Raw genomic sequence first — 23,407 nt, forward strand, 5'->3', positions numbered from 1 at the left:
CCCTGTGCCCCCCCTGCCCCCGCCCCCTGGAGCCCCCCGAGTCCCCTTCCACCGCCCCGAACCGCCCTCTCAACACCGCCCTCTCAAGCGCCCCCGAACCGCCCTCTCCACCGCCCCCTATGCCAGCCCCTCCAGGAGCTTCGCTGCCTCGTTCGGTCCGTCGTGTCGGGCGAAGTCTTCGCTGATGCGGGTGGCGGCGGTTCGGTAGGTGGGTGTGTTGAGGACGGTGTGGACGGCGCGTCGTAGGGCCGGGACGGTCGGGCGGGCGGTGCGCAGGTCCAGGCCCGCGCCGGACCAGGCGACCCGGGCGCTGACCGCCGCCTTGTCCTCGCTGCGGCCCGCGCAGATCAGCGGGACGCCGTGTGCGAGGGCGGTCAGTACGCCGTTGTAGCCCGCGTTGGTGATCATCACGGAGACGTGCGGCAGCAGGTGGGCGTGCGGAACGAAGGGCGCCCAGCGGACGTTGTCCGGGAGAGAGCCCACGGTGTCGGCGGGGTTCGGGCCGGTCGCGATGACCAGGACGTCCTCCGCCGCCAGCGCCTCCACGGTGGGCCGGAGGAGCGCGGCCGGGTCGGTGGCGACCGTGCCCTGAGTGACGTGGACGACGCGGCCCTCGTACGCCGCGAGCTCGTCCCACCACTCCGGCGCGTCGAAGTCCGCGGGCGGGGCCGGGAGCAGCGGGCCCACGAAGCGGATGTGCGGGGCGAGTCGGCGGCGGGGGAACTCGAACGCCTCGGTGGTCGGCATCAGATGCAGGTACGGGGAGCGGGTCAGCTCCAGGGCGAGGCGGTCGCGGGGGAAGGGGCGCAGGCCGAGGTCGGCGCGGTGTGCGTCGAGCGCGGCCCGCAGCTTGGGATCCAGGACCTTGCGGGTCAGGAAGTGGGCCAGCCGGTTGGGCAGTTGTCCCAGGAACGAGGTCGCGGGCGGGCGGGAGGAGGTGAACGACGGGATCTCGGGGTCGGTGGTCATCAGCGGGTTGATGCCGAGCGTGGCGTAGGCGGGGCCGCCCTTGTCGCGCAGCGTGGCGGCGCCCACCGCGCACATGTCGGTGACGAGGAGGTCGGCGGGGAAGTCCGCGAGCAGCGCCTCGTAGTCGGCGAGTTGGCCGGGCATCCGGTCGATGAGCAGCTTGCGCAGGGCGGAGACGCCGGCCGCCGGGCCCTTGCTGCCCGGGTCCGGTTCGGCAGGCAGTCTGCGCAGGTCGGCGGCGTGGTCGTACGGCGCGAAGCGGGCGCCCGTGGCCGTCACCTGCGGTGCGTACGCCTCGCCGGTGTGCCACAGGACGTCGTGGCCGCGCTCGACGAGGCGGGCGGCCAGCGGTAGCGCCGGGTTGACGTGACCGGCCGCGGGCAGGGTGCTGAGAAGCAGCTTCATGCCGACATCCCAGCACCGTGCCTGGAGCGGTGGTACGCCACCCCCGGTCCGGGGGGCGGAAGGCCCGTCCGGGCGAAGGGCTCTCAACTCTCGTTGGCGGCAACCCGGTCGGGGTCCGGTTCGATGGTCTGCAGGACTTCGATGAGGATGCCTTCCGGGCTTTCGACGTTGAAGCGGCGCTGGCCCCAGGGTTCGTCGCGCAGCGGTTCGGTGATGCGTACGCCCTTGGCGCGCAGGGCGGCCTCTTCGGCGGCCGCGTCCGTGACGAGGAAGGCGAGGCAGAGGCCCGCCGTGTCCTGGGTGCGGAAGCTCTGCGGCATGCTCTCGTGGCCGCGCTGGACGAAGTCGAGGATGTACGCGGGGTGTTCGGGGTGGTGCAGGCTGACGTACCAGCCGAGGTCGACGATCTGCGTGAAGCCGAAGTGCTCGGTGTAGAAGCGGCTGCTGGCGGCCGTGTCGTCGCTGAGTACGGCGATGCCGAGCTTTTCGAAGCGCATGGGGTTCCCCTCCCGGTCGGCGGCTCGGTGCCGTCGACCACTCCCCTTGTAGTGGGGTGAAGCACTTTAGTTGTAGTACGTTGGGTGTAGTGGTTGCAAGGGGATGAACAAGGGAGGGTGCCGGTGGTACGCAATCCGGAGCGGCGTACGGCGCTGGTGGACGCGGCGATCGAGGTGCTGGCGCGGGACGGAGCGCGCGGGCTGACGTTCCGCGCCGTGGACGCGGAGGCGGCCGTGCCGAAGGGCACCGCGTCCAACTACTTCGCCAGCAGGGACGCGCTGCTCGCGCAGGTCACCGGGCAGATCCACCAGCGCATCGCCCCGGACCCGGACGAGGTCGCCGAGGTCATGAAGGCGCCGCACGGGCGCGAGCTGGTGACCGAGCTGATGGGCTGGATCAACCGCCGGGTGACCGCGAACCGCACCGGCTATCTCGCGATGCTGGAGCTGCGCCTGGAGGCCACCCGGCGGCCCGAACTGCGCGCGGAGCTGACGGCCACCATGCGGGGCGTGCTGGCGGAGGATCTCCGCTTCCACGAGGAGGGCGGTCTGCCGGGTGACCGTACGGCGGTGATGCTGATGTACCTCGCGATGACCGGGCTGATGCTGGAGCAGCTCACGTTGCCGGGCGTGGTGCCGGAGGGGGAGACGGACGGGCTGATCGCCGCCCTGGTGGACCGGGTGCTCCCGGCCGACGACCGCTAGCGGCTCCTCTCGCTCTCCGCTCCCCCGGGGCTCTCCGCTCCCCCGCTAGCCGCTCCCTCCCCGGCTCTCCGCCCCCTGCCCGGACCCCTCAGCCCGCGTACGGCCTGGTGAGGCGGGCGTCGCGGAGGGCGTGGGCCCACCAGGTCAGCTGGTCCAGGAGGGCGGCGGCCGCGCGGTCCGGGCCTTCGGGGGCGAGCAGGTGGCCCTGGCCGTCGAAGAGTTGGCCGGCCATGGGGAGGCTGACCGTCTCGCGGACGGTCGTGGCGTGCAGCTCGGCGAAGACCAGGCGCAGTTGTTCAACGGCCCGCAGGCCGCCGGAGATCCCGCCGTAGGACACGAATCCGACCGGCTTGGCCTGCCACTCCGCGTGCAGCAGGTCGATGGCGTGCTTGAGCGGGGCGGGGAAGGAGTGGTTGTACTCCGGGGTGATCACGACGAAGGCGTCCGCCGCGTCGACGCGCTTGGCGAACGCCTCGGCGTCGGGGCCGCCGCGCAGCGTGTACGGCTGGATCTCGGCGAGGTCCAGGACGTCCACGTCGAGGTCCGGCCGGGCCGTCGCGTGCCCGGTGAACCAGTCCGCGACGACGGGCGCGAACCGGCCTTCCCGGGTGCTGGCGACGATGACGGCGAGGTGGAGCGTCTCTGCAGACATGACGGTGCCTCTCTGGAATGAGGTGTGGTGGCGAATGCAGAGACGACGCTAGGACCTCAACAAAACTTGAGGTCAAGCGTGATCGTGAACATGAACGTGATCGTGAACGTGATCGTGATCGGACGCCGTGCCGGAGGCACGCGGCCCCCGGGACGGCGGCCGCTTCCCCGGCCCGGGAACCTCGCGCAGCCCCCCGGAGCCTGTCCCGGGCCCGTGTTCAGCCCTCGCCGAAGAGCTGCAGCAGTTCCTTCTTCTCGAACATGCGGGCCGTGTCGACCGCCGACGGCGCGCCCGCGTGCGGGTCGGCGCCGTGGCTGAGGAGGAGCCGTACGACGGCGTCCTCGCCCTTGAAGACGGCGCCCGCGATCGGGGTCTGGCCGCGCTCGTTGGGCCGGTCGGCGTCCGCGCCGCGCTGCAGCAGGGCTTCGACGGTCGCGGCGTGGCCGTGGTACGCGGCCAGCATGACGAGCGAATCGCCCTTCTCGTTGGTCAGGTTGGCGGGCACGCCCGCGTCGACGTACGCGGCGACGGTGTCGGTGTCGCCGTGCCGGGCCAGGTCGAAGATCTTGGCCGCCAGCTGCAGCACCTCGGGGTCGTGCGCGTGCTCGATCGACTCGGGCCCCTGCGCGCCTGGGGTCGTCTCGCTCATGCTGTCGGCCTCCTGCTCTCGTGGTGTGCGCTTGCACTGGCCACTTTATGCAGGCCAGGGCCGCGAACGGCGAGTCGGCGGCAAGACGCTTCAGAACATGTCCGGACACCACGGCCGGCGCGCGGCCCGGAGCAGCGCGTCCGCCGTGGCCAGCGCGCCCGGCCGGTCCTCCTGGATCCGCCCGAGCGCCGCGAGCCGCGTGGCGGACTCGTCGCCCAGGTACAGCGAGGCCAGTTCGCGTACGTCGAGGGTGAGGTCGGCGGAGCGGGTGGTGGGCGTGCAGGTGGCGCCCTCGGGGCCGGCGTCGAGGCGGTACCGGCCGGCGGCGTACCCGGCCGCGTCGGTCACCTCCAGCACCAGGGACCCCGGCACCGCGTACGTCCGCGCGGTCAGCAGGCGCGCCACGTCCAGCGGCCGGATCCACAGGTAGTCGGCGTGCTCCTCGATGCTCGCCGCACGCGGGTCGCCGAGCAGCAGCGGCAGGGTGTCGTCCGGGGGACGCTCCCCGGTGCGTACGTGCCACACCCAGTCGATCGAGCAGAGGAAGTGCCACAGGGCGCGCTCGGCCTCCGGAGTGACCGCGATCAGCTTTCTGACGTAGGCGGTCTGCTCGGGCTGCTTCTGCTCCCACCGCTCGTCGCAGGAGTACGTGACGAGGCCGTCGACCTCGCCGGCCGCCGACCGGTACACGGCGTGGAAGGGTTCCTTCCAGTCCAGGGCCGGCCACTGGACCTCGCCGGTGGCCAGCTGCCACCAGCGTGCGTCGCGCGAGACCGCGCCGTGCTGCCGGGCCCGGAAGCGGTCGTGCAGGGCCGGGCCGAGGGCGCGCACCTCAGCGGGGCTCACGAACTCCACCCGGCCGCCGCACTCGGCGCCCGGCTTCCCGGCGCCGAGTCGGGCGCGGGCCACGTCGATGCGCCACTCGGTGAAGTGGGTGGCGGGCCCGAAGCCGTACCTCCCGTAGATCGGGTACTCGGCGGCGATCAACGTGGCCACCGCGTCGCCGCGTTCGCGCGCCGCGGTCAGGTCGCGCTCGATCATCCGGCTGAGCAGGCCGCGGCGGCGGTGGGTGGGGGAGACGGTCACCTGGCTCACGGCGTCGGCCGGCACCCGGGCGCCGCCCACGACCGTCAGCTCCTGCGCGAAGCTGCGGAAGGTCGCGATGCAGCGCCCGTCGTCGAAACCGCCTTGGAGGCGGGTGAAGTCGGTGCCGCCGCGGCGGAATTCGACCTCTTCCTTGGTGACCGTGCCCGGCGGCCGGGTGAAGCCGGTGGCCACCGCCTCCAGCCAGCCGGTGAACTCCTCCTCGCCGACGGCGCGCACCTCAAGGCTCATGTTCGTACGCTAGCCACAGTCCTGACGGGTTGTCGCCCGGATTTACCGCGCCCCGCGGCGCCGCCGGTTCAGAACGCCGCCGCCCGGATCTCGCCCACGCGCGCGGCGCCGCCCAGCAGCGGGACGTCCGCGATCCGGTTCAGGACCTCGGCGTCGACGCCCATCAGGCGCAGCGTGCGGGCCAGGATCGGGCCGAGGGTGCGGGTCGCGCCGTCGTCGACCTTGAAGGCGAGCGCGCGGCCGTCGGGCAGCGCCAGCGCCTGGACGGCCTCGGCGCCCATCTTCGACAGCACGCCGGGGACCTCGCGCATCAGCCAGGTGTCGGGGCGGCGGCTGCCCGCGACGTACTCGGGGTGGGCGCGCATCGCGTCGGCCACCCGGCGCTCGGGCGTGCCGGGCGCCGCCACGACGAAGTGCCGGTACGCGCGGGCCAGGCCGGTCAGCGAGAGGGACATCAGGGGCGCGCCGCAGCCATCGGTGCCGATGTGGTCGACGGCCTCGCCACTGGCGTCCCGTACGGCCTCCAGGACCAGCTGCTGGAGCGGGTGGTCCTGGGCGAGGTAGCTCTCCAGGGGCCAGCCGTTGGCGGCGCAGGCGGCGAGCATCGCGGTGTGCTTGCCGGAGCAGTTCATGGTCAGCGGGTCGCGGACCTTGCCGGCGGCCAGGTAGTTCTCCGCCTCGGTGGGGTCGAGCGGCAGGTCGGGCGGGGTCTGCAGCTGCTCGGGCGCGAGGTCGTACTCGGCGAGCATCTTCTGCACGAGATCGAGGTGAAAGCTTTCTCCGGAGTGGCTGGCGGCAGCCAGGGCCAGGCGCTCGCCGGAGAGGTCCAGGCCCGCGCGGAGGATCGCGGCGGCCTGCATCGGCTTGTTCGTGGAGCGCGGGAAGACCGGCGCGGTCACGTCGCCCAGGGCCAGGTCCACGCTGCCGTCGGCGGCCAGGACGACCAGCGAGCCGCGGTGCACGCCCTCGACGAAGCCGGAGCGGACGACCTCGGCGAGCACGGGCGGGAGGGACTGCTGCTGCGCGGATATCGCACCGGGGGTGTCGGCGGAGGAGGTCATCGCGGGCCTTCCGGGGTCACGGACCCGCCTCCCACGAGGACCGGCCGGCGGTCGGCCGCCGGGTCAGGAGAGCAGGTCGTCTACTTGTGCTTCCCCTTCACGGTACCTGCGGGCGATCTCCGCGCTGCAATCGTCGGCCGTGCGCTGCAGGGACTGGCGGCGCAGCGAGACCTGCTGCTCGTACTGGACCAGCCGGCTCATCGCCTCCCGCAGCTCGGCGTCCGTGCGTGCCCCCAGGTCGGACAGCTCGACCTCGCCGAGCATGTCCTCGGCGAGGCGGCGGTATTCCTCGCTGTGCGGCGTCCCGACCGTCACGTGCCGGGCCGAGGAGCGGTGCCGCGAGGGCTCGTCCGTCAGGATCTCCGGCAGCCGGTCCAGGACCGTGGTCTGCGGCGCGGCCCGCCGGGCGGCCTCGGCGCGCAGGATGTCGATCCGGCCCTGGAGCAGCCGCCGTACGTAGCTGAGGTCGGCCTCCTCCTGCTGGGCGTCCCGGCGCAGCTTGCGGATCTCGGGCAGGCCGCGGCCCGAGAGGTCGGGCCGGGGGGCCGGACGGAAGCGGTCGCGTTGCAGCGGAGGGCGGGGCTGTGCCGGGCCTGCGGGAAGCATGGGGCCATCCTCGGTGCGGTCGCCGGGCCGCGCCGGGCGCCCGGGCGGGCGCGTCGGCTCGGGCCGGGACGTGGACATCGTCGTCGGCAGGGGCAGGGACCCGCTGGCGGAGGCCGCCGCTGCCCCTTGGGCGGATGTGCGGGCAAAAGGTACGGAACCGGAGGATGTCTGCCCGGTGCCGGCGGTGCTCATGCGTGTCCGTCCCCTCGTGCGGTGCGGTACCGGAGCCACGTGGTTCCCGCGCACCGCGTGCAGGCATCGTGCCACTGCGAGAGGTGCCCGCGCAGGGTCATTGCCGGGCGAACGGTCCGTGTGGGGGTAAGACGGGCGCCCCGGTTGGGCTGTCCGGGTGGTGCGGACGTGTCGCACCCGCCGGGGTGGCATGGGGTGGCGACCGGCATCATGGCGGTATGCGAGCTGTGGTGCAGAGGGTGAACGGCGCACGCGTCGACGTGGCCGGCGAGACGGTCGGCGAGATCGTGGGGGAGGGGCTGTGCGTGCTGGTCGGGGTGACGCACGACGACACCCCGGAGAAGGCCGCGCAGCTGGCCCGCAAGCTGTGGTCGGTGCGGATCCTGGACGGTGAGAAGTCCTGCTCGGACACCGGCGCCGGGCTGCTGGTGATCAGCCAGTTCACGCTTTACGGAGACGCGCGGAAGGGCCGCCGCCCCACCTGGAACGCGGCGGCGCCCGGCCCGGTCGCCGAGCCGCTGGTCGACGAGGTCGTCGCGCAGCTGCGGGCGCTCGGCGCGCACGTGGAAACGGGCCGGTTCGGCGCGGACATGAAGGTCTCGCTGACGAACGACGGCCCGTTCACGGTGCTGCTGGAGGTCTGACGCGGGACCGGCGGGCCCTTCCCCTACGGCTCGACCACGATCTCCTGGGCCGCCGCCGTGCTGTCCGCCATCAGTTCGGCGTCCGCCTTGATATTCCGCTTGACCAGGGCCAGTGCGATCGGCCCCAGCTCGTAGTGGCGGGCCGAGGTCGTGACGAAGCCGATCTGGCGCCCCTCGGGGCCGTCGGCGGCCAGCCGGACCGGCGCGCCGTGCCCCGGCAGCTTCACCTCGCTGCCGTCCAGGTGCAGGAAGACCAGCCGGCGCGGCGGCTTCCCCAGGTTGTGGACGCGGGCGACGGTCTCCTGGCCGCGGTAGCAGCCCTTCTGGAGGTGCACGGCCGTGCCGATCCAGCCCAGCTCGTGCGGGATGGTGCGGTGGTCGGTCTCCAGGCCGAGCCGCGGCCGGTGCGCCTCGACGCGCAGCGCCTCCAGGGCCAGCACGCCGATCGCGGGGCCGTGCGCGGCGGCGAAGCCCTCCAGGGAGGCGCGGGGCAGGAACAGGTCGCGGCCGTGCGGCGTCTCGCGGACGGCGGCGGCGTCCTTCGGCACCTCGGTGATGGAGCCGGCCGGCAGGTGCACGACGGCGATCTCGTCCGTCCGGTCGGCCACCTCGACCCGGTAGAAGAACTTCATGCTCTCCAGGTACGCGAGCAGCGCCTCCTGGGTGCCCGGCTCGGTGTGCAGCCAGGTCGTCTCGCCGTCGTCGACGAGGTAGAGCGCGTGCTCGATGTGGCCGTTGGCGGAGAGGATCAGCGCCTCGGTGGCGTGGCCGGGCGCCAGCTCGCTGACGTGCTGGGTGAGCAGCAGGTGCAGCCAGCTCAGCCGTTCGGCGCCGGAGACGGTGACCACGCCGCGGTGCGAGAGGTCCACGAAGCCCGTGCCGTCGGCGAGGGCGCGTTGCTCGCGGAAGAGGTCGCCGTAGTGCGCGGCGACGCCTTCGTCGGGGGCCTCGGCGGGGACGGCACCGGGCAGCGACAGCAGGGGGCTGGCTTCTGAGGGACGCAGCATGACTCCCAGCCTACGTCCCGGTAGTACCGGGCGGACGATCCGTCCCGGTGATCGAGCGGGCGGCTCAGTCGGAGTCCGCCGCCGGTGCCTCGTCGTCGGCGGCGGCCGCCTTCTCGGTGCACTCCCGGCACCGGCCGAAGATCGCGAAGTGCTTCAGGTCCGTGTCGAACCCGAACGTCTCCTGAAGCGTCTCCCGGAACGGCGCGGCGACCGACAGGTCGGCCTCGATCACGTCCGTGCAGTCCCGGCACACCAGGTGGATGTGGTGGTGCCGGTCGGCGAGGTGGTACGTGGGCGCGCCGTGCCCGAGGTGGGCGTGGCTGACGAGCCCCAGCTCCTCAAGCAGCTCCAGGGTGCGGTAGACCGTGGAGATGTTGACGCCGCCCGCCGTCTTGCGCACCTCGGTGAGGATCTCGTCGGGGGTGGCGTGCTCCAGCCGGTCGACCGCCTCCAGCACGAGCTGCCGCTGGGGCGTCAGACGGTATCCGCGCTTGCGGAGGTCGCTCTGCCAGTCGGTGGTCACCACGCCCCCCAGTGTAGGTACGCCCGTCGGCGCGCTGTTACGGCTTGTAGGGCGTGCCGTCGGGGTTGAAGAAGGAGACGCCGTCGGGCATGTCCTCGGGCAGGCTCTCCGCCCACTCCTTGAGGTTCGCGTCCGCGACCTTCTTCAGGTGCGCCGACATGTACGGGCGCAGCGGGACGTCCGGCGTGGCCTTCTCGCCGACCCACATCAGGTCGCTGTTGACGTAGCCGTACAGCCGCTTGCCGCCGCTGTACGGGCCCGAGGCCTCGGTACGGGCCACGGCGTCCGTCGCCAGGTCGATCTGCGGCTTCTGGTCGGCCAGCTCGCCGTACCAGACCTCGACGACGCCCTGGTCGCGCACCATGACGATCTCGACCTTGCGGTTCGCGTCGACGCGCCAGTAGCCGCTCTCGGACTCCAGCGGGCGGACCTTCTTGCCCTCGCTGTCGAGCACCCAGCTGTGCGAGTGGTACTCCAGGAAGTCACGGCCGTCGTGGGTGAAGCTGACCTCCTGCCCGAAGTTGCACTTCTCGGTGCCGGGGAAGTCGGCGACGCCCGCGCCTTCCCAGTTGCCCAGGAGGAAGGCCAGCGGTACGAGGGCCGGGTTCAGGTCGGACGGGATCTCGATCATGAGAGCTCAGGCGATCTATAGGAGGTGGACAGTCTCGGTCCGTACGCGTCAGCGCTGGCCCTGGTACAGCTTCTTCCAGGTCAGACCCGCGAAGGCGACGACGCCGACGGCGACCAGGACGAGCAGGGTGGTGAAGAATGCCTCAAGCACGAGCGCGCTCCTCGGACGGAGTGAGGGTTTACGGACCGTAGGTGAGTCTAGTCGCCGCAGGAAGCGGCGGCGCTGTGAGGTCCGCCCCAGCGGGCCGGGCCGCGCTCACCGGTGGTCCTTGTCGTCCAGCTCGCGCCACCAGCGGTCGGACTCCGGGTCGCCGGACTCGTCCCACCAGCGCTCGTCGGGTTCCCTGCGATTGGCCACGATCGCGGCGACGGGCGGGATGACCATGGCGACGACGCACATCGCCACCGCCGCGGGGATCGACCACAGCCGCACGACGCCCCACGCCAGGACGAAGAGCGCGATGCAGGTGGCCATCATGGCGTAGTACCTGCGGTGTCGGCGCTGCACGGACATACCTCCACGGTAGATCTGCCCGGCGGGCCTGAACAGCGCTGCGCCCTCCGTGGCGGCGAGCCGTACGGAGGGCGGGCAGCACGGAGGGCCGCAACCCCGGCCAAGGCGTCCAAACCCCTGGGGTGCGGCCCTCCGGCCGTGTGCGGACCGTCCGGGACGGTCGGCGTCAGACAGCGATGGCGACCTCGGCGAGACCACCCTGCTGGGCGACCACGGTGCGGTCGGCGGTGCCGCCCGGGACGAGTGCACGCAGCGTCCAGGTGCCCTCGGCCGCGTAGAAGCGGAACTGTCCGGTCGCGGAGGTCGGAACCTCGGCGGTGAACTCGCCGGTGCTGTCCAGCAGGCGGACGTAACCGGTGACGGGCTCGCCGTCCTTGGTCACGCTGCCCTGGATCGTGGTCTCACCGGGCTTGATGGTCGACGCGTCGGGGCCGCCGGCCTGTGCTCCACACATGGGAATTCCTTGAGGGGTAGGGGAGGGTCGGGGCTTACTTGTTGGCGCCGAGCTCGATCGGCACGCCGACGAGCGAGCCGTACTCGGTCCAGGAACCGTCGTAGTTCTTGACGTTCTCCTGGCCCAGGAGCTCGTGCAGCACGAACCAGGTGAGCGCGGAGCGCTCACCGATGCGGCAGTAGGCGATGGTGTCCTTGGCCAGGTCGACCTGCTCGTCCTCGTAGAGGGCCTTGAGCTCCTCGTCGGACTTGAAGGTGCCGTCGTCGTTGGCGTTCTTCGACCACGGGATGTTGCGGGCGCTCGGCACGTGGCCGGGGCGCTGCGACTGCTCCTGCGGGAGGTGCGCCGGGGCGAGCAGCTTGCCGCTGAACTCGTCGGGGGAGCGGACGTCCACCAGGTTCTTGCTGCCGATCGCGTTCACGACGTCGTCGCGGAAGGCGCGGATCGAGGCGTCCTGCGGCTTGGCCTTGTACTCGGTCGCGGCGCGCTGCGGCACCTGCGAGCCGTCGACCAGGTCGCGGGAGTCCAGCTCCCACTTCTTGCGGCCGCCGTCGAGGAGCTTGACGTCCTGGTGGCCGTAGAGCTTGAAGTACCAGTAGGCGTAGGAGGCGAACCAGTTGTTGTTGCCGCCGTAGAGGACGACGGTGTCGTCGTTGGCGATGCCCTTGGCCGACAGGAGCTTCTCGAAGCCCTCCTGGTCGACGAAGTCACGGCGCACCGGGTCCTGCAGGTCCTGCTGCCAGTCGATGCGGACCGCGTTCTTGATGTGGTTCTTGTCGTAGGCCGAGGTGTCCTCGTCCACCTCGACGATGACCACCTTGGGGTCGTCGATGTGGGCCTCGACCCAGTCGGCGTCGACGAGGACGTCGCTACGGCTCATGGTTTTCTCCTCCGGGGCAGTTTCGGATGCGGTTGCGCAGGAGTACGCCGGTACGCGCGGCGGCATCAGAGGGCGCGCGGCGCTGCGCGGGAAGACAAGCGGAATGGCCTCACGGCCGGGAGGACGGGTGGCAGAAACCCGTCAGACAGAGCGACAGAGCATGGCGGCGACGCGGCACAGGTCGACTGCCCGCCGCTTCGTGAGATCCGCCTGTCCCCGCGTGAGGGGACGGCTCTTCAGGCTCTGCATGCCACCGATCGTAAAGAGGGACGGCGGGGCGTGTCACCGGCGTGTCGAATGCTGAGACGCAAGTGTCCGTGATGTGGAAGCGGAGGGTGGGGGCGGCGGTGCGCGGGCCGCCCGGCGGTGGGCCGGACGGCCGCTGCGGGCCGCGGTGCGGACAGCCCTGTCTCAGGAGATGGACAACGTGGTCCGGGCGGCGGCCGCCGGGTCAGCCCGGCAGCTTGACGTCGGTGCCCTTCGCCGAGATCGCTATGCCGTCCCGGGTGGTCGTCACGCGGTCCAGCTTCAGCCCCGCCGGCAGGTCGTTCAGCTTCCAGTCGTGGTCCGTGCGGGCCCGCACCTTGTCCTCGCAGCCGGGGATCGCGGTGCACAGCGTCGGGAGCTCGTCGGCGCGCAGCCGTATCGTGTCGCCGCCCACCGTGGAGACGGTGCCGACCACGTCGAGGGAGTCGAGCACGGGGACGTCCGGCGAGATCTTTACCTGGCTCTTGCCGCCGCTCGTGCCGCCGTACGAGATGCGCACGCCGTCCCCCGCCGCCTTCGTCAGGTCGGCATAGCCGATCCGGGCCTCGCCGGTCGCGGAGGCCGCGCCTTCGATGGAGGTGTAGTCGCTGCTCAGCTTCACGTCGTGGAACCGGGCCGACAGCTCCGTGACCCGCAGCCGGTGGCCCTCGGCGGCGGCCTCGATGCCGCCGAGCGAGGCGTCGACCTCGGTGAGGGTGCCGCTCGCGACCTGGGTCAGGAAGGGGAAGCCCTTGATCGACACCTGTGGTGTCTCGTCGAGTCCCAGGCTGCCGCGGATCTTGTCGGCGGCCTTGTCCTCGGCGAAGTTCACGGCCAGTCGGTCGGCGGCAACGAACAGCGCCGCCAGCACGACCAGCAGCACCAAGAGCCTTCTCAGAGCACGCATCGAACCCCTTCCCCCCATGCTTCGGTGTGACGCCGAGCCTAACCGGGCCCCTGGTGCGACGGTATGAACCGGCCGGTCACGCTCCCTCCGTAAGGAGCGTGACCGGCCGGATGAGGTTGCATCGGGGCCGGGAATCGCTCAGCCCAGGGTGCGGCCCAGGACGTAGACGGCGGGGGCGGCGAGCGCCAGCGGCAGCGCGACGCCGGCCGTCAGGTGCACGAACCGCGAGGGGTAGTCGTAGCTGGCCACCCGCAGGCCGATCAGCGCGCAGCCGCCGGCCGCGAAGCCGAGGACGGCACCGGCCGCGCCGTGGCCGCCGAACTGTCCGGCCGCGATCCCCGCGCCGGTCGCGGCCAGCAGCGCGAGCACCACCGAGACGGGTCCGGGCAGCGGCAGCGCGCGGGCGAGCACCGCGACCGCCACCGCGGCGGCGCCGGTGACCGTGGCGTGCGGCTCGGCCGCGAGGTGGCCGGCGGCCAGCACCGCCAGCGCGGACGAGGTGAGGCCGGCGGTCAGCGCGTACATCCGCTCGTCCGCGCTCTGGCGGTTGCGCAGCTGCAGGACGAGGACGAGCAGGCACCACACGCCGAGCGTGCCGATGCCCACCACGGGCGCGTCGTCCCGGTCGGTGACCAGCAGCGCGGCGTCGGTGACCAGGCCGCCGAGGAACGCCAGCGCGATGCCCTGGCGGGCCGGCCACATGCCGTTCAGCCGGAACCAGCCGGCCGCCGTGACCGCCTGCAGGACCGCGACCACGAGGGCCGGGAACAGCCGGGGCAGCGGCGCCGCCAGCGCGAGCAGCACGGCGAGCCCCGCGGTGAGCGCGGCCGGCTGGAAGCCGGGCGGGATGATCGGCGAGTGGCCGAGCGCGCGGGCGCGCTGGTTGGGCGCGAGGCGCGAAAGATCCACGGCCTCCGGCGCGGGCTCCTGGCGCGCGGCGGGCTCCGGTGCCGGGGCCGGCTGGGCCGGGAGGTGGGTGGTCGCCGCGGCGGCGGAGGCCTGCGCGGGCTGCCCCGCCTCGGTCTCCCAGGTCGCGCCGTCCCAGGTCTGCGTCTGCGGTTGCGGCTGGGCGTACGGGTACGCCTGCGGCTGGGCGTACGGATCGGTGTACGGGGCGTGGGCGCCGGCGTACGCGTCCTGGCCCTGGACGTAGGGATCCTGGGCGTACTGGCCGTGGGCGTAGGGGTCCTGGCCGTGGGCGTACGGGCCTTGGGCGTGACCGCCCTGACCGTGGTCGCCCTGACCGGGACCGCCCTGGCCGTGGCCGTACGCGTGGCCGCCGTACGCGCCGTTGCCGTGCGCCGGGTCCTCGTAGGTCTCGTACCGCTGCCCGTACGGGCCGTGCTGCTGGTCGCTCATCTCGGGGTCATCCTCCCGCGAACGGTGGGAGGACCTCGACGGTGCCGCCCTGGGACAGTGGGACCGAGGCGTGGTCGCGGCCGCCGACCGCGGTGCCGTCGACGAGGAACGAGCAGCGCATCAGGACGCGCGCGAACTCCGGGTTCGCCGCGTGCGCCGCACGCGCCGCCTCCAGCGCCTCGGCGAGCGTGCTCGCGGCGTACGGCTCCTCCGCCGTGCCGGCCGCGGCCTTCGCCGCCGCCCAGTAGCGCACGGTGCCTGTTGTTGTCACGGGCGGCCCCTTCTCCTTCGTTGCCGCCTCCATGATGGCCTACGCCGCCGGGCGCCCGGCTCCGGGCAAGGCGCGGCAAAGCCTTGCGGCCGGTCCCCCGTAAGACAGAAATATCGGTTGCTGCGGGCAAACGTTCGCATAGGCTCGATGGGTGCTGGTCCGACTCGCCATGGCGCATCTGCGCCCCCACAGACGCTCGATATCCCTGATCGTGCTGCTCCAGCTCATACAGACGCTGGCCACGCTCTATCTTCCGACCCTCAACGCCGAGATCATTGACAACGGTGTCGTCAAGGGCGACACCGGCTACATCCTCACCACCGGCGGCTGGATGATCGCCGTGACGGTCCTCCAGATCGTCTGCGCGATCGGCGCCGTCTACTTCGGCGCCCGTACGGCCATGGCCCTGGGACGCGACGTCCGGGCCGCCGTCTTCGACCGGGTGCAGTCCTTCTCCGCGCGGGAGCTCGGCTCCTTCGGCGCGCCCTCGCTCATCACCCGCACCACCAACGACGTCCAGCAGGTCCAGATGCTGGTGCTGATGACGTTCACGATGATGGTCGCGGCGCCGATCATGATGATCGGCGGCGTCGTCATGGCGCTCAACCAGGACGTGCCGCTCTCCGGCCTGCTGCTGGTCATCGTCCCCGTGCTCGGCGTGCTCGTGGCGCTGATCGTCCGGCGGATGCGGCCGCTCTTCCGGGGCGTGCAGGAGCGCATCGACACCGTCAACCGCGTACTGCGCGAGCAGATCACCGGCATCCGGGTCATCCGCGCCTTCGTCCGGGACCAGCACGAACGGACCCGCTTCGAGAAGGCCAACACCGACCTCTACGACGTCTCGCTGCGCGCGGGCCGGCTGATGTCGATGATGTTCCCGCTGGTCATGCTGATCGTGAACGCCTCCAGCGTGGCCGTCGTCTGGTTCGGCGGCCACCGCATCGACAGCGGCGGCATGGAGATCGGCGCGCTGACGGCCTTCCTCAGCTACCTCATGTACATCCTGATGTCGATCATGATGGCGACGTTCATGGTCATGATGCTGCCGCGCGCCGAGGTCTGCGCCGAGCGCATCCAGGAGGTGCTGGCCACCGACACCAGCGTCACCCCGCCCGAGGCCGGCGTCACCGAGCTGCGCCGCCACGGCGAGCTGGAACTGCGGGACGTGGAGTTCCGCTTCCCCGGCGCCGAGGAGCCGGTCCTCAAGGACGTCTCCCTCGTGGCGCGCCCCGGCGAGACCACCGCCGTCATCGGCTCCACCGGCAGCGGCAAGTCCACCCTCCTCGGCCTGGTGCCCCGGCTGTTCGACGCGACCGGCGGTGCGGTGCTCGTGGACGGCGAGGACGTACGCGGCCTGGACCCGCGCACCCTCTCCGACGCCATCGGCCTGGTGCCGCAGAAGCCGTACCTCTTCTCCGGGACCGTCGCCTCCAACCTGCGCTACGGCAAGCCCGACGCCACCGACGAGGAGCTGTGGCACGCGCTGGAGACCGCGCAGGCCCGCGACTTCGTCGAGCGTATGGAGGGCGGCCTGGAGGCGTCGATCGCGCAGGGCGGCAGCAATGTCTCCGGCGGCCAGCGGCAGCGCCTGGCCATCGCCCGCGCGCTGGTCCGCAAGCCCGAGATCTACCTCTTCGACGACTCCTTCTCCGCGCTGGACTACGCCACCGACGCCGCCCTGCGGGCCGCGCTCGCGCGCGAGACCGGCCGGGCGACCGTGGTGATCGTCGCGCAGCGGGTGTCCACCATCCGCGGGGCCGACCGGATCGTGGTCCTGGACGAGGGCCGGGTCGTCGGCACCGGTACGCACACCGAGCTGATGGCGGACAACGAGACGTACCGGGAGATCGTCCTCTCCCAGCTCACCGAGCAGGAGGCGGCGTGAGTACCCCGGACAAGGGCAGCAGCCTGGACAAGGGCGCCCCGCAGAAGGCGGCCCCGCAGGCGGGCCCCAGACCCGGTGCGGGCCCGGCCCGCTTCATGGGTGGCCAGCCCACCGAGAAGTCCATGGACTTCAAGGGGTCGGGCAAGCGGCTGCTGCGTCAGATGCGGCCCGAGCGTGCCGTCATCACCGTCGCGCTGCTGCTCGGCACGGTCAGCGTCGCGCTGACGGTCGCCGGGCCGAAGGTGCTCGGCCACGCCACCGACCTGATCGTGGCCGGCATCGTCGGCCGTCAGCTGCCGGCGGGGATCACCAGGGAACAGGCCGTCGAGGCCCTGCGCCACCAGGGCAAGGACGGGCTGGCCGACATCCTCGGCACGATGCCGGTGGTCCCCGGCCACGGCATCGACTTCGGCGCCGTCGGCACGGTGCTCCTGTGGGTCTTCGCGATCTACCTGGCGTCCTCCCTCTTCGGCTTCGTCCAGGCCCGCATCGTCACCACGGTCGTCCAGAAGACCGTGTACCGGCTGCGCGAGCAGGTGGAGGAGAAGCTGGCCCGGCTGCCGCTGAGCTACTTCGACAGGCAGCCGCGCGGCGAGGTGCTCTCCCGCGCGACCAACGACATCGACAACATCCAGCAGACCTTCCAGCAGACGTTCAGCCAGATCGTCGCCTCGCTGCTGACGATCGTCGGCGTGCTGGCGATGATGTTCTGGATCTCGCCGCTGCTGGCGCTGGTCGCGCTGGTCACCGTGCCGGTGTCGGTGGTGGTCGCCACCCGGATCGGCAAGCGGGCGCAGCCGCAGTTCGTCCAGCAGTGGAAGACCACCGGCAAGCTCAACGCGCACATCGAGGAGATGTACACCGGGCACTCCCTGGTCAAGGTCTTCGGCCGCCAGCAGGAGTCCGCCGAGATCTTCCGCAAGGAGAACGAGGACCTCTACGAGGCGGGGTTCCGGGCGCAGTTCATCTCGGGCGTCATCCAGCCCGCGATGATGTTCATCGGCAACCTCAACTACGTCCTGGTGGCCGTGGTCGGCGGCCTCCGGGTCGCGTCGGGCGCGCTCTCCATCGGTGACGTGCAGGCGTTCATCCAGTACTCGCGGCAGTTCAGCCAGCCGCTCACCCAGGTCGCCTCGATGGCCAACCTGGTGCAGTCCGGCGTCGCGTCGGCCGAGCGGGTCTTCGAGCTGCTGGACGCCGACGAGCAGGAGCCGGACGCGAAGGAGGTCCCGCGCCCCGACCACGTGACCGGCAGGGTCGCCTTCGAGCACGTCTCCTTCCGGTACGACCCGGAGAAGCCGCTGATCGAGGACCTGTCGCTGGCCGTCAGCCCCGGCCAGACCGTGGCCATCGTCGGGCCCACCGGGGCCGGCAAGACGACGCTGGTCAACCTCCTCATGCGGTTCTACGAGGTGAGCGGCGGCCGGATCACGCTGGACGGCGTGGACATCGCCGAGATGGCCCGCGAGGAGCTGCGCGCGAACATCGGCATGGTGCTCCAGGACACCTGGCTCTTCGGCGGCACCATCGCCGACAACATCGCGTACGGCGCCCCCGAGGGCATCTCGATGGACAAGATCGTGGAAGCGGCGAAGGCCACCCACGTCGACCGCTTCGTGCGCACCCTCCCCGACGGCTACGACACCGTCATCGACGAGGAGGGCGGCAACGTCTCGGTCGGTGAGAAGCAGCTGATCACCATCGCCCGTGCCTTCCTCGCCGAGCCCGCGATCCTGGTCCTGGACGAGGCGACCAGCTCGGTGGACACCCGTACCGAGCTCCTCATCCAGCAGGCCATGGCGCAGCTGCGGTCGGGCCGGACGAGCTTCGTGATCGCGCACCGGCTCTCCACGATCCGCGACGCCGACCTGATCCTGGTCATGGAGTCCGGCTCGATCGTCGAGCAGGGCACGCACGACGCCCTGCTGGCGGCGGACGGCGCGTACGCGCGGCTGTACGCGGCCCAGTTCGCCGAGGCGGTCGCGGAGACCGACTGACCCCGGCCCGGCCGGCCTACAGGTACAGCCTGATCAGCCGCTCCAGGTGGTGTCCCGCCACCAGGAGCGGCTTTTCGCTGCGCCGGAGCTGGGCGGACAGCTCCGCGCCCTCCAGGGTGTTGATGACGGTGAGGGCCAGCTCGTCCGCGTCGGGCGCGGCGATGCCGGCGGCGCGGAACTTGTCGCGCACCACGTCCTGCCAGTGCTGGTGCGCCTCGGCGCAGGCACGCTCCAGGTCGGGGGCGCGGCCGACGGCCTCCAGCGCCGTGGTGGTGACCGTACCCGGGCGACGAGGCGACCCTCGCGATGTGTGCGGCCAGTACCGACCACGCGCTGGGCGCGGCCCGGGAAGCAGGCGTGGACGCCACGGTTCCCGCGGCCCTGGCGGCCCTGTTCGGCCGGGGCGTGGCGGCGGGGCACGGCGCGGAGAGCTTCACCAGCCTGATCGAGGTGCTGCGGAAGCCCGCCGCCTGATCGAGGTGGCGCGGAAGTCCGCCGCCTGATCAGTTCCCGGTCGGCTCGGCCGCCCGCGCGCCGAGCCAGTCGGCGATGCGGTCCAGCAGCTCCGGGGCCGCGGCGTTCTCCGCGTGGCCGTAGCCGCGCTCGATCCACAGGTCGGTGGACCCGGGCGCGGCGGCGGCCGCCAGCGCGCGGGGGTGGTCGAGCGGGAAGTAGGGATCGCGGTCGCCGTGCACGATCAGCAGCGGCGTCGGGGCGATCAGGGGGGCCGCCTCGGTGGGGGAGAGCGGCACCGGATCCCAGGCCTCGGAGTGGATCCGGGTGTGCAGGCCCAGCCGCCCCACGAGGCGGCCCAGCGGTCGCTCCACCACCCAGTGCAGCCGGCGCATCGCCGCGGTACCGCGGTAATACCAACGAGCAGGGGCGCTCACCGCCACCACCATGTCGGTGTGCGCACCTGTGCGCCCCTCGTGCTCCGGTCGGTACCGGGCCGCGTGCCGGATCACCACCGAGCCGCCCATGGAGAAGCCCACAGTGGCCACCTGCGTATGGCCCAGGCTGCGCGCCCAGCGCACCGCGGCCGCCAGGTCCAGCACTTCCCGGTCACCCACCGTCGACCGGCCACCCGACCGGCCGTGCCCCCGGAAGGAGAACGTGATCACGGGCGTGTACTGGGCGAACGCGGCGGCGGCGCGGCGCAGCGCGGGGCGGTCCAGGGAGCCGGTGAAGCCGTGCGCGAGGACCACGACGGGCCCTCCGGGTGCCGCCGCGGCAGCGCCTTCTGGGGCGGGGCGGCGAGGGGCGTACTCGGCCTCGATGCACACGCCGTCGTCCGTCAACAGGGCGACGCGCCGACCACTCGAAGTGATCGAAGGAACACAAGATCGCGCAAAGTCGGCCGCCGGGTGGGAAGACATGTGGGCTATTCTGGCGGGCATGAAGGATCCGGGCAGCGTAGCCCCCGGATCCTTTTGTGCTTTCGGACGGGTGGTGCGCGAATGAGCGCGGAGGCGCTCCGGAGCGCGGAGCGTATCGAAGCGATCACGCTCCGGAGGCACGCGAACCTCGCAACGGCGCGGGGCCCGCGACCGTACGAAGCAGTGCCGCAAAAGTCCTCGCAGGCAGGGACCGAGGAGGAACCGATGGGCGAGCGAAGCGTGCAGGAACAATGCAGGAACAGGTACCGACGGACGATCCGGACGGGCGGTGGAGTCCGATGAGCTCGCTGCTGCTCCTCACCAACGCTCTCCAGCCCTCCACCGAAGTGCTCCCCGCGCTCGGCCTCCTGCTCCACAGCGTGCGCGTCGCCCCGGCCGAGGGCCCGGCTCTGGTGGACACCCCCGGCGCCGACGTCATCCTCATCGACGGCCGCCGCGACCTGCCGCAGGTCCGCTCGCTCTGCCAGCTGCTGCGCTCCACCGGCCCTGGCTGCCCCCTCGTCCTGGTCGTGACCGAGGGCGGCCTCGCCGCCGTCACCGCCGACTGGGGCATCGACGACGTCCTGCTCGACACCGCGGGCCCCGCCGAGGTCGAGGCGCGGCTGCGGCTGGCCATGGGCCGCCAGCAGACCGCCACGGACGACAGCCCGATGGAGATCCGCACCGGCGACCTGTCGGTGGACGAGGCCACCTACAGCGCCAAGCTCAAGGGCCGGGTCCTGGACCTGACCTTCAAGGAGTTCGAGCTGCTCAAGTACCTCGCGCAGCACCCGGGCCGGGTCTTCACCCGCGCCCAGCTGCTCCAGGAGGTCTGGGGCTACGACTACTTCGGCGGCACCCGGACCGTCGACGTGCACGTACGGCGGCTCCGGGCCAAGCTCGGCCCGGAGCACGAGTCGCTCATCGGCACCGTGCGCAACGTCGGCTACCGCTTCGTCGTGCCGGAGAAGGTCGAGCGGGCCGCCGAGGAGGCCAAGGAGAAGGCCGCGCAGCAGGCCGAGCGCACCGCGGCGCGGGCCGTGGCCGAGGCGCGCGAGCACACCGCCGACCGGAGCGTGGCGGCCGACGGCGCACGCCCTGCCAAGCGGTAGCACCACCCGCGTAGACTGCCGCGCGTGGCCAAGGTGACGCGGGATGATGTGGCGAGGCTGGCGGGGACGTCCACCGCCGTGGTGAGTTACGTCATCAACAACGGACCGAGGCCGGTCGCCCCGGCCACGCGCGAGCGGGTGCTCGCCGCGATCAAGGAGCTGGGCTACCGGCCGGACCGCGTCGCGCAGGCCATGGCCTCCCGGCGCACCGACCTCATAGGACTCATCGTCCCCGACACCCGCCAGCCGTTCTTCGCGGAGATGGCGCACGCCGTGGAGCGGGCCGCCTCCGAGCGCGGCAAGATGGTGCTGGTCGGCAACGCCAACTACGAGGACGAGCGCGAGGTGCACTACCTCCGCGCCTTCCTCGGCATGCGGGTCTCCGGGCTCATCCTGATCAGCCAGGGCCCCAGCGAGCACGCCGCCACCGAGATCGACACCTGGGACGCCCGCGTGGTGCTGCTGCACCGCCGCCCGGACGCCATAGACGATGTCGCCGTCATGGCGGACGACATCGGCGGCTCCCAGCTCGCCACCCGCCACCTCCTGGAGCACGGCCACCCCTACGTCGCGTTCTTCGGCGGCCTGGAGGAGACGCCCAAGTCCGGCGACCCGGTCACCGACCACGTCAAGGGCTGGCAGCGGGCCATGCAGGAGGCCGGCCGCTCGACCGAGGGCCGGTACTTCCACGCCCCGTACAACCGTTACGAGGCGTACCCGCTCGCGCTGAAGCTGCTGGCGAGCCCGGACCGGCCGCCGGCGATCATGTGCGCCACCGACGATCAGGCCATCGCGGTACTGCGCGCGGCCCGCGAGTTGCGCATCGACGTGCCGGGCGAGCTGGCGGTGGCGGGCTTCGACGACGTGAAGGAAGCCGCGCTCACCGACCCGCCGCTGACCACGGTCGGCTCCGACCGCGAGGCGATGGCCCGTACGGCGGTGGACCTGGTGCTGGACGACGCGCTGCGGCTGGCCGGGTCGCGCCGGGAGCGGCTGCGGCAGTACCCGTCCCGGCTGGTGATCCGCCAGTCCTGCGGCTGCAAGGGCTGACCTCGGCGCCGGACATCTTCATACCGGACATCTTTATACCGGGCATACCCACTTCTGCCGGACCTCTCAGGGGGCTCTCAGACGGTTCTCATGCACCGCTCGCACAGTGGTGGACATGACCGAGAGCTACCGCCGAAGCGGCGACGAGACCCCGCAGTACGACACCCGGCAGACCACCCCGTACGCGTCGTTCGGCCCGTACGACGGCTCCGCGCAGGCGGCCTACCCGCCGCCGCCCCCGTACGCCCCGCCGGCCGCGCCCGCCGACAGCGGCCCCGAGGGCGCCCCGCGCCGCAAGGTGCGCCGCCCCGTCGCGCTGATCGCCGCGGTCGCGCTGGCCTCCGGTCTGATCGGCGGCGGCAGCGCCGCGCTGATCGGGAGCACCACGCAGGCCGCCGGCAGCGGCCGGAGCACCGCCGTGGTCAACGCGGGCGCCACCTCCAGCAACGGCGTCTCCTCGGTGGCCAAGGCCGTCAGCCCGGCGATAGTCGAGATCAAGGCCCGCACCACGGAGGGGGAGTCCACCGGCTCCGGCGTGGTCATCACCGGCGACGGCGAGATCGTCACCAACAACCACGTGGTCTCCGGCGCCGACACCGTCTCCGTCTCCTTCAGCGACGGCTCCACCAAGACCGCGCAGGTCGTCGGCACCGACCCGGACAAGGACCTGGCGCTGATCAAGGTCAAGGGCGCCAAGGACCTCACGCACGCCACCCTCGGCGACTCCGGCAAGCTGGCGGTCGGCGACCAGGTCATCGCGATCGGCTCGCCCGAGGGGCTGACCGGCTCGGTGACCAGCGGCATCGTCTCGGCGCTCGACCGCGAGGTGACCGTGCCCAAGGAGGACCAGCAGCAACAGCAGCAGGGCCGGGGCCAGGGCGACATGCCGTGGCCGTTCGAGTTCGGCGGCAACCAGTACAACGGCGACACCGGCGACTCGACCACCAGCTACAAGGCCATCCAGACCGATGCCTCGCTCAACCCCGGCAACTCCGGCGGCGCCCTGATCGACATGTCCGGCCGCATCATCGGCATCAACTCCGCGATGTACTCCGCCGCCGGCAGCTCCGCCGGGAGCAGCGGCAGCGCAGGCAGCGTCGGTCTCGGTTTCGCCATCCCGATCAACACCGTCAAGGCGGACCTGGACAACCTGCGCGCCGGCGGCACGACGAACAGCTGACCAGCACCCGCCACCTGTACGCGTACGAGGAGGCAACCATGACCGCGAGGACCCGCACCGCAAAGTCCCGCACCGTAAGGTCCCGCACCACCAGGACCCGCATCGCGCGGACCCGCACCGCCGTTCCGCTGCACCGCGCGCGGCGCGCGCTCGCCACGGCCGTCAGCCTGAGCGCGGGCGGCGCCGCACCCCACGATCCGCCGCACGCGCCGTACCGGGCGCCGTCCCGCGCCGCGCGGCGCCCCCGCCGACGGGCCGTGCGAGGCTGAGAGGGTCCTGGCCCCTCCCTTCACTCCCACCG

Annotated in this window: 27 protein-coding genes and 1 pseudogene; 9 read left to right on the forward strand and 19 right to left on the reverse strand. The window is 72.1% G+C overall.

Annotated features, from left to right (window positions below; genetic code table 11):
• Positions 1-117 precede the first annotated feature (117 nt).
• On the reverse strand, positions 118-1,374 hold the full coding sequence (locus IF20_RS40430) for a glycosyltransferase (RefSeq protein ID WP_110943806.1): 1,257 nt from the start codon (positions 1,372-1,374) through the stop codon (positions 118-120).
• Between the two features lie 83 nt (positions 1,375-1,457).
• Positions 1,458-1,871 carry a VOC family protein gene (locus tag IF20_RS03880; protein ID WP_052863531.1) on the reverse strand — a complete coding sequence of 138 codons (414 nt, stop codon included), beginning with the start codon at positions 1,869-1,871 and terminating at the stop codon, positions 1,458-1,460.
• A 123-nt stretch (positions 1,872-1,994) separates the two neighbouring features.
• Here IF20_RS03880 and IF20_RS03885 point away from each other — a divergent pair, with 123 nt between their 5' ends.
• Positions 1,995-2,576, forward strand: coding sequence for a TetR/AcrR family transcriptional regulator (locus IF20_RS03885; protein WP_052863532.1), 582 nt, complete (start codon positions 1,995-1,997; stop codon positions 2,574-2,576).
• 88 nt (positions 2,577-2,664) lie between these two features.
• Here the strand turns inward: IF20_RS03885 and IF20_RS03890 are convergent, their stop codons facing one another.
• The 5 genes from IF20_RS03890 to IF20_RS03910 all read right to left on the reverse strand — a co-directional run bounded on the left by IF20_RS03890 (position 2,665) and on the right by IF20_RS03910 (position 6,879).
• Positions 2,665-3,228: an NADPH-dependent FMN reductase gene (locus IF20_RS03890; protein ID WP_052863533.1), complete on the reverse strand. Its 564-nt coding sequence runs from the start codon at positions 3,226-3,228 to the stop codon at positions 2,665-2,667.
• A gap of 217 nt (positions 3,229-3,445) precedes the next feature.
• Positions 3,446-3,877 (reverse strand): ankyrin repeat domain-containing protein, encoded by a 432-nt coding sequence (locus IF20_RS03895; RefSeq protein WP_052863534.1) that lies wholly within the window; start codon positions 3,875-3,877, stop codon positions 3,446-3,448.
• 90 nt (positions 3,878-3,967) lie between these two features.
• Entirely contained in the window at positions 3,968-5,212 is a 1,245-nt protein-coding gene (locus IF20_RS03900) for a GNAT family N-acetyltransferase (protein WP_052863535.1), read from the reverse strand.
• A 68-nt stretch (positions 5,213-5,280) separates the two neighbouring features.
• Entirely contained in the window at positions 5,281-6,273 is a 993-nt protein-coding gene (locus tag IF20_RS03905) for an asparaginase (protein ID WP_052863536.1), read from the reverse strand.
• A gap of 63 nt (positions 6,274-6,336) precedes the next feature.
• Positions 6,337-6,879, reverse strand: a complete 543-nt coding sequence (locus IF20_RS03910; RefSeq protein WP_052863537.1) for an RsiG family protein — start codon at positions 6,877-6,879, stop codon at positions 6,337-6,339.
• Positions 6,880-7,289: 410 nt separating this feature from the next.
• On the opposite strand from IF20_RS03910, the gene dtd reads away from it, so the two are divergent.
• Entirely contained in the window at positions 7,290-7,715 is a 426-nt protein-coding gene (gene dtd / locus IF20_RS03915; RefSeq protein WP_052863538.1) for a D-aminoacyl-tRNA deacylase, read from the forward strand.
• Positions 7,716-7,738: 23 nt separating this feature from the next.
• Here the strand turns inward: dtd and ygfZ are convergent, their stop codons facing one another.
• The 10 genes from ygfZ to IF20_RS03960 form a co-directional block, all read right to left on the reverse strand.
• Positions 7,739-8,722, reverse strand: coding sequence for a CAF17-like 4Fe-4S cluster assembly/insertion protein YgfZ (gene ygfZ, locus IF20_RS03920; protein ID WP_052863539.1), 984 nt, complete (start codon positions 8,720-8,722; stop codon positions 7,739-7,741).
• A 64-nt stretch (positions 8,723-8,786) separates the two neighbouring features.
• Positions 8,787-9,248: a Fur family transcriptional regulator gene (locus IF20_RS03925; protein WP_052863540.1), complete on the reverse strand. Its 462-nt coding sequence runs from the start codon at positions 9,246-9,248 to the stop codon at positions 8,787-8,789.
• 34 nt (positions 9,249-9,282) lie between these two features.
• A complete protein-coding gene (locus IF20_RS03930) occupies positions 9,283-9,876 on the reverse strand; it encodes an FABP family protein (RefSeq protein ID WP_052863541.1) in 594 nt (197 codons plus the stop codon).
• A gap of 255 nt (positions 9,877-10,131) precedes the next feature.
• On the reverse strand, positions 10,132-10,389 hold the full coding sequence (locus IF20_RS03935) for a DUF3099 domain-containing protein (RefSeq protein ID WP_110943808.1): 258 nt from the start codon (positions 10,387-10,389) through the stop codon (positions 10,132-10,134).
• Positions 10,390-10,555: 166 nt separating this feature from the next.
• Entirely contained in the window at positions 10,556-10,843 is a 288-nt protein-coding gene (locus IF20_RS03940) for a DUF1416 domain-containing protein (protein ID WP_030254814.1), read from the reverse strand.
• Positions 10,844-10,877: 34 nt separating this feature from the next.
• Complete coding sequence (locus tag IF20_RS03945) at positions 10,878-11,723, reverse strand: sulfurtransferase (protein WP_052863542.1); 846 nt, start codon at positions 11,721-11,723, stop codon at positions 10,878-10,880.
• 141 nt (positions 11,724-11,864) lie between these two features.
• Entirely contained in the window at positions 11,865-11,972 is a 108-nt protein-coding gene (locus tag IF20_RS40865; RefSeq protein WP_407702440.1) for a putative leader peptide, read from the reverse strand.
• 202 nt (positions 11,973-12,174) lie between these two features.
• On the reverse strand, positions 12,175-12,876 hold the full coding sequence (locus tag IF20_RS03950) for an LmeA family phospholipid-binding protein (protein ID WP_052863543.1): 702 nt from the start codon (positions 12,874-12,876) through the stop codon (positions 12,175-12,177).
• A gap of 138 nt (positions 12,877-13,014) precedes the next feature.
• The gene (locus tag IF20_RS03955; RefSeq protein WP_110943809.1) at positions 13,015-14,235 is read right to left on the reverse strand and encodes a hypothetical protein; all 1,221 of its coding nucleotides are present in this window, start codon (positions 14,233-14,235) and stop codon (positions 13,015-13,017) included.
• Positions 14,236-14,242: 7 nt separating this feature from the next.
• Positions 14,243-14,539 carry a MoaD/ThiS family protein gene (locus IF20_RS03960; RefSeq protein ID WP_199896477.1) on the reverse strand — a complete coding sequence of 99 codons (297 nt, stop codon included), beginning with the start codon at positions 14,537-14,539 and terminating at the stop codon, positions 14,243-14,245.
• Positions 14,540-14,657: 118 nt separating this feature from the next.
• Between IF20_RS03960 and IF20_RS03965 the strand changes: the two genes are divergently transcribed.
• Positions 14,658-16,391, forward strand: coding sequence for an ABC transporter ATP-binding protein (locus IF20_RS03965; RefSeq protein WP_052863545.1), 1,734 nt, complete (start codon positions 14,658-14,660; stop codon positions 16,389-16,391).
• A 95-nt stretch (positions 16,392-16,486) separates the two neighbouring features.
• Positions 16,487-18,388 (forward strand): ABC transporter ATP-binding protein, encoded by a 1,902-nt coding sequence (locus IF20_RS03970; protein WP_110943859.1) that lies wholly within the window; start codon positions 16,487-16,489, stop codon positions 18,386-18,388.
• Positions 18,389-18,404: 16 nt separating this feature from the next.
• On the opposite strand, the gene IF20_RS40870 is transcribed toward IF20_RS03970, so the two are convergent.
• Positions 18,405-18,743, reverse strand: coding sequence for an LmrA/YxaF family transcription factor (locus IF20_RS40870; protein ID WP_407702453.1), 339 nt, complete (start codon positions 18,741-18,743; stop codon positions 18,405-18,407).
• On the opposite strand from IF20_RS40870, the pseudogene IF20_RS38945 reads away from it, so the two are divergent.
• Positions 18,680-18,862, forward strand: a pseudogene (locus tag IF20_RS38945) (imine reductase family protein); the annotation flags it as partial. The gene IF20_RS40870 and the pseudogene IF20_RS38945 overlap by 64 nt on opposite strands.
• A 29-nt stretch (positions 18,863-18,891) precedes the next feature.
• On the opposite strand, the gene IF20_RS03975 reads toward IF20_RS38945, so the two are convergent.
• On the reverse strand, positions 18,892-19,764 hold the full coding sequence (locus tag IF20_RS03975; protein ID WP_110943810.1) for an alpha/beta hydrolase: 873 nt from the start codon (positions 19,762-19,764) through the stop codon (positions 18,892-18,894).
• A 299-nt stretch (positions 19,765-20,063) separates the two neighbouring features.
• Between IF20_RS03975 and IF20_RS03980 the strand changes: the two genes are divergently transcribed.
• The 4 genes from IF20_RS03980 to IF20_RS38950 all read left to right on the forward strand — a co-directional run bounded on the left by IF20_RS03980 (position 20,064) and on the right by IF20_RS38950 (position 23,375).
• Entirely contained in the window at positions 20,064-20,876 is an 813-nt protein-coding gene (locus tag IF20_RS03980; protein ID WP_052864021.1) for a winged helix-turn-helix transcriptional regulator, read from the forward strand.
• 24 nt (positions 20,877-20,900) lie between these two features.
• Positions 20,901-21,926 carry a LacI family DNA-binding transcriptional regulator gene (locus tag IF20_RS03985; protein ID WP_052863547.1) on the forward strand — a complete coding sequence of 342 codons (1,026 nt, stop codon included), beginning with the start codon at positions 20,901-20,903 and terminating at the stop codon, positions 21,924-21,926.
• A 115-nt stretch (positions 21,927-22,041) separates the two neighbouring features.
• Positions 22,042-23,106: a S1C family serine protease gene (locus tag IF20_RS03990; RefSeq protein WP_052863548.1), complete on the forward strand. Its 1,065-nt coding sequence runs from the start codon at positions 22,042-22,044 to the stop codon at positions 23,104-23,106.
• Between the two features lie 38 nt (positions 23,107-23,144).
• Positions 23,145-23,375 carry a hypothetical protein gene (locus IF20_RS38950; RefSeq protein ID WP_199896480.1) on the forward strand — a complete coding sequence of 77 codons (231 nt, stop codon included), beginning with the start codon at positions 23,145-23,147 and terminating at the stop codon, positions 23,373-23,375.
• Positions 23,376-23,407 lie beyond the last annotated feature (32 nt).

Source organism: Streptomyces niger, from assembly GCF_000718305.1.
Taxonomy (GTDB): domain Bacteria; phylum Actinomycetota; class Actinomycetes; order Streptomycetales; family Streptomycetaceae; genus Streptomyces; species Streptomyces niger.